4 protein-coding genes are annotated in these 3,471 nt (G+C 67.1%); 3 read left to right on the forward strand and 1 reads right to left on the reverse strand.

Going from position 1 to position 3,471, the window contains the following annotated elements; genetic code table 11:
• From QZ184_RS10825 to QZ184_RS10835, 3 genes are all read left to right on the forward strand, one after another.
• Nucleotides 1–1,015: HAD-IC family P-type ATPase (locus QZ184_RS10825; protein WP_296419601.1), on the forward strand; the 1,015-nt coding region annotated here is incomplete at its 5' end.
• Nucleotides 1,008–1,652 (forward strand): dTMP kinase, encoded by a 645-nt coding sequence (gene tmk / locus QZ184_RS10830; protein ID WP_296419602.1) that lies wholly within the window; start codon nt 1,008–1,010, stop codon nt 1,650–1,652. The genes QZ184_RS10825 and tmk, both read left to right, overlap by 8 nt.
• Nucleotides 1,645–2,601 carry a DNA polymerase III subunit delta' gene (locus QZ184_RS10835; protein WP_296419605.1) on the forward strand — a complete coding sequence of 319 codons (957 nt, stop codon included), beginning with the start codon at nt 1,645–1,647 and terminating at the stop codon, nt 2,599–2,601. Before tmk ends, QZ184_RS10835 begins: the two co-directional genes overlap by 8 nt.
• Here QZ184_RS10835 and QZ184_RS10840 read toward each other — a convergent pair.
• The gene (locus QZ184_RS10840; protein ID WP_010313292.1) at nt 2,598–3,368 is read right to left on the reverse strand and encodes a response regulator transcription factor; all 771 of its coding nucleotides are present in this window, start codon (nt 3,366–3,368) and stop codon (nt 2,598–2,600) included. The two genes, QZ184_RS10835 and QZ184_RS10840, sit on opposite strands and share 4 nt — an antisense overlap.
• Nucleotides 3,369–3,471: the final 103 nt, after the last annotated feature.

The following is a 3,471-nucleotide window of genomic DNA, read 5'->3' on the forward strand; positions in this document are numbered from 1 at the left end:
CGGGGTGCTGTTTCGCGGTGGCGATGTGATCGAGGCGGCCTCCCGTCTGGGCACCCTGTTTTTTGACAAGACGGGGACCCTGACGGTCGGTCGCCCCACGGTGCGGGCCGTGTCGTTGGCTGACCCTGGCGGCACTGAAGCGACCCTGATTCAGCTGGCGGCCAGCCTGGAGGCGCAGACCCGTCATCCTCTGGCCCATGCCCTGCTGCAGCGGGCGCAGCAGCTGGAGCTCCCGCTGCTCGAGGTGAGCGAAGCCAGCACCCTGGCCGGCGATGGGGTGCAAGCCCAGGTCATGGGCCATGGCCTGGCTCGGGTGGGCCGACCGGCCTGGTTGCTCCAGGAGGGAGTGGCGATGGCCGAGGAGCAGAGGCAGTGGTGGAGCGCGCAGGAAGAGCAGGGCGCGACGGTTGTGGCGGTCGCCACGAACCAGCTGCTTGGACTGATCGCCCTGGATGATCAGCCGCGTGGGGATGCTCCAGAGGCCCTGGCCCAGCTGCGCTCCATGGGACTGCAGTTGGGGCTGTTGAGCGGCGACCGCCAGGCGCCTGTGCGGCACCTGGCCAGCCAGTTGGGCTTGCCGCAAGAGGAGTTGGCCTGGGAACTGCTGCCGCAGCAGAAGCTGGAGCGGATCGATCAGGCACGTTCGGCCTCGAGCGGACCGGTGGGGATGGTGGGCGATGGGATTAATGACGCACCGGCCTTGGCCGCGGCGGACCTGGGTATTGCCGTTGGAACGGGAACCCAGATCGCCATCGATACCGCTGATTTGGTGGTGCTCGGCGAACGCCTGGAGGCCATCCCGATGGCGCTACGGCTCGCGCGTCAGACCATGGCCAAGGTGCGGCAGAACCTGATTTGGGCCTTTGGCTACAACCTGGTGGTGTTGCCCATCGCCGCCGGGGTGCTCCTGCCAGGCTTTGGCGTCGTGCTGTCACCCCCGCTGGCAGCTCTGTTGATGGCGATGAGCTCAATCACTGTTGTCGTGAACGCACTGTTGTTGGGGCGCCATGACTAGGCGGGGTCGTTTTCTGGTCCTGGAGGGCATCGACGGCTGTGGCAAGACCACCCAGATCGAAGCCCTGAAGCAGTGGTTGCCCAGCAGCGGCTTGATGCCCGAGGGGGCGCAGTTGCTGGTGACCCGGGAGCCAGGTGGCACGGCCTTGGGCCAGGCCCTGCGCCAACTGCTGCTGCATCCGCCTGGGGACGCCGCCCCGGAGTCCACGGCGGAGTTGCTCCTGTACGCGGCCGATCGCGCCCAGCACGTTCAGCAGCGCATCGCTCCGGCTCTGGAGGCCGGCCACTGGGTGCTGAGCGATCGCTTTGTGGGGTCGACGGCGGCCTATCAGGGCTACGGCCGCGGCCTCTCCTTGGCGTTGATTGAGCAGCTGGCTGGAATCGCGACCGCCGGGCTGGAACCCGATCTCACGGCCCTGCTGGAGATCCCCTTGGCGGAGTCCCTGCGCCGCCGAGGCCATCGCCCGGCCGATCGCATCGAAGCCAGCGGCGAGGCCTTCCTGGCCCGGGTCTGTGCTGGTTTCACGGCCTTGGCCCAGCAATACGGTTGGTGCCGCATTGAGGCCAGCCAATCGCCTGAGGCGGTCAGTGCAGACCTGCAGGCCGCCATCCAAGCCACCTGCACCAGCGATGGCTGAGCTGTTTGAGGATCTGCTGGGGCAGCCCCAGGCGGTGGCCCTACTGACTGCGGGACTGGAGCACCAGCGCCTGGCTCCGGCCTATCTCTTTTGCGGTCCCGACGGAGTGGGTCGTCGTCTGGCGGCATTGCGCTTCCTGGAGGGAGTGATTGCTGGGCTGGATGGCTCCCCCTCGGTGAGGCGTCGGCTGCAGGACGGCAACCATCCCGATTTGCTGTGGGTGGAGCCCACCTACTCCGACAAGGGTCAGCTGGTGCCGGCATCCCAGGCGGAGGCCGCCGGCGTGAGCCGCAAGGCGCCCCCCCAGTTGCGCCTGGAGCAGGTCCGGGCCGTGTCGCAGTTTTTGGCCCGCCGGCCGGTGGAGTCCCCCCGCTGCCTGGTGGTGATGGAGACCGTGGAGGCGATGGCCGAGGGCGCGGCCAATGCCCTGCTGAAGACCCTGGAGGAGCCCGGCGACGGGATGTTGATCCTGCTGACGGCCTCTCCGGATCGGCTGCTCAGCACGATTCGCTCCCGCTGCCAGTCGATCGCCTTCGCGCGGCTTGAACCCCAGTTGCTGGAGGCGGTGCTGCAGCGCCATGGCCACGGGGGAATGGCCCAGGCCGGTGACCCGCCGGAGCTGCTGGAACTCGCGGCCGGCTCCCCCGGTGCCCTGCTGGAGCAACGGGCCCAATGGCAGGCCTTGCCGGAGGGCTTGGCCGAGCGTTGCAGCGCTTTTTCAGGCGGCGATGCAGCGCAGACCCCGCTGGTGGCCCTCTCCTTGGCCCGGGACCTGTGTGAGGCGCTGGATGTGGAGCAGCAGCTCTGGTTGTTGAACTGGTGGCAGCTGCGTCTCTGGCGTCAACGCCAGGATTCAGTCCCCCTGAAGCGCCTGGAGCAGCTCAGGGGGCAGCTGCGCAGTTACGTGCAACCGCGCTTGGCCTGGGAGGTGGCGTTGCTGTCGCTTTAAGCGGCGGTGCGCCGGTTGTCGCGGGCCTGCTGCACCAGTTGGGCCAGCTCCTCTTGATGGTCTCCGCTGGGGAGCTCTAGGCAGTAGCCCGCGCCGTAGACGGTCTTGATGAAGCGAGGTTTGCGGGGATCGGGCTCGAGCTTGGTGCGCAGGTGACGCACGTGGACGCGGATCGTTTCGATGTCGTCGTCGGGCTCGTAGCCCCAGACCTCTTTGAGAATCAGTGAGGGTGCCACGGTCTGGCCATGGCGCTGCAGCAGGCAGTGGAGCAGTTCGAACTCCAGGTGCGTCAGCCGCACGGGCTCGTCAAACCAGATCGCCTCAAAGCGCTCGGGGACGAGTGTCAGGCAGCCGTAGTTGAGGATTTCGTTGTGCTTGGTCGAGAGCGGCGCGCGATCGGAGCGGCGCAGGAGCGCTTTGATCCGCACCAGGAGCTCTTCGAGGTCAAACGGCTTCGCGAGGTAGTCGTCTGCACCGGAGTTGAAGCCGCTGACCTTGTCTTTGGTGCTCCCTAGGGCGGTGAGCATCAGCACCGGGATGCGGGAGGTGCGCTCATCGCGCCGGAGTCGCTGGCAGAGGGTCAGCCCGTCGACCTTGGGCAGCATCAGATCCAGCAGGACCAGATCGGGGGTGTACTGCAGGGCCAGTGCTTGGCCTTTGATGCCGTCCTCGGCCCGCTGCACGTCGAAGCCGCTGTGCTCCAGGTGTCCGGCCACAAGCTCGCGCATGTCGCCGTCGTCTTCGATCAGCAGGATGCAGGGCTTCATGACTGGCTCCTCGGTAAACGGGGTCGCGGTTGCAGTGAAGGGCCGAAGTTCACCGTCGGTATTCTCCGCGGCTTTTTGTGCTTCTGCACAACATTGCTTCGCC

The organism is Vulcanococcus sp. DEBay_Sum22DG08_74, assembly GCF_017852955.1.
Lineage (GTDB): Bacteria > Cyanobacteriota > Cyanobacteriia > PCC-6307 > Cyanobiaceae > Vulcanococcus.

Excerpts from the sequence above, each read along its gene's own strand:
- tmk (WP_296419602.1), top strand. The coding sequence starts at position 1,008 with ATGACTAGGCGGGGTCGTTTTCTGGTCCTGGAGGGCATCGACGGCTGT.
- QZ184_RS10835 (WP_296419605.1), top strand. The coding sequence starts at position 1,645 with ATGGCTGAGCTGTTTGAGGATCTGCTGGGGCAGCCCCAGGCGGTGGCC.
- QZ184_RS10840 (WP_010313292.1), bottom strand. The coding sequence starts at position 3,368 with ATGAAGCCCTGCATCCTGCTGATCGAAGACGACGGCGACATGCGCGAG.